General features: G+C 67.4%; 1 protein-coding gene. It reads left to right on the top strand.

The features are described from left to right. Window positions 1-128 precede the first annotated feature (128 nt). A complete protein-coding gene (locus DLJ59_RS00095) occupies window positions 129-1,427 on the top strand; it encodes an IS701 family transposase (RefSeq protein ID WP_124770504.1) in 1,299 nt (432 codons plus the stop codon). Window positions 1,428-1,451: the final 24 nt, after the last annotated feature.

Genomic DNA, 1,451 nt, shown 5'->3' with positions numbered 1-1,451 from the left:
TACGACAGCCGCCGTTTGAGATGTAGCTGTTGGGGCTGGTGGACGAGGTGCGGCCACCGCATGATCGTCTGTCTGTTGTGGACATAACGTTAGATCTGGCGGTGGCCGCGTGCCACAGCGTAAACCCCGTGCGGTGGCGGCAGGTCCTGACCGGGGTGTGCGACGCGTTCGCGGGACGGTTCGGGCGGGTCGAGCCGCGGCGGGCGGCGGCGGTGTTCGTGACCGGGTTGCTGGCCGATATCGAGGTCAAGACGTGTTGGCAGTTGGCGGAGCAGGCCGGGTATGGCCGGCCGGACGCGATGCAAAGGTTGCTGTATCGGGCGAAGTGGGACGCTGACGCGGTGCGTGACGATGTGCGGCAGGTCGTCGTCGACCGGCTTGGCGACCCCGACGGGGTCCTCGTCGTTGACGAGACCGGTGATCTGAAGAAGGGCGTGCACACCGTCGGTGTCCAGCGCCAATACACCGGCACCGCTGGGCGGATCGAGAACGCCCAGGTCGGCGTGTTCCTGGCCTACGCGAGCAGACACGGCCACACCCTGATCGACCGCCGGGTCTACCTACCGAAGTCCTGGACCGACGATCGCCAGCGGTGTGAACAGTCCGGCGTCCCGGACGATGTCGCGTTCGCCACCCGATCCGAGTTGGCCGACGACATGATCACCGCCGCCGTGAAGGCCCTGGTCCCGGCCCGATGGGTCGCCGCGGACGAGGCCTACGGCAACAACACTCGGCTACGCGGTGAACTGCGCAAACTCCGCCTGGGCTACGTCCTGGCGGTCTCCCGCGATCACCTCGTGCCGATCGACGGCGGGAAGACCCGTTGCCGCGCCGACCGGCTGGCCGCCGACCTGCCCGCCACCGCGTGGACCCGGCGCAGTGCCGGCAACGGGTCGAAAGGACCACGGTTCTACGACTGGGCCTGGCTGGCCGACGTCGGCGCCGACGGCGACCCGGACGACGACGGCCGACACAGTCTGTTGATCCGCCGCAACAACACCACCGGTGAACTGGCCTTCTACCGCTGCTGGACACCCGGCCCGGCCACCCTCGCCCAACTCGTGCGAGTAGCGGGAGTTCGGTGGGCCGTGGAGGAATCATTCCAGGCCGGAAAGGGTCAGGTCGGTCTTGACCAGCACCAAGTCCGCCGCTGGACATCCTGGCACCGGTTCACCACCCTGGCCCTGGCAGCCCTCGCCGTCCTGGCGATCTGCGCCGCCGACGCCCGAACAGCCGACCGCCACAGTCAACCCGACATGATCGAGTTAACCGTCAACGAGATCCGCCGTCTCATCAACGTCCTGCTGATCCAGCCCGCCCGCAGCATCGCCTACCGTTTGCGCTGGTCAAACTGGCGACGCCGACACCAAGCATGCGCCAAACGAGCCCACTACGCCCGCCGCCTCAACCTCGAATTCCCACCATGATCACGAATGGCGGCTGTCGTACTA

Source organism: Micromonospora inaquosa (genome assembly GCF_003857055.1).
Taxonomy (GTDB): Bacteria; Actinomycetota; Actinomycetes; order Mycobacteriales; family Micromonosporaceae; genus Micromonospora; species Micromonospora inaquosa.
Note: the sequence above shows the minus strand (reverse complement) of the source record. Positions and strands in the feature narration are given on the sequence as shown.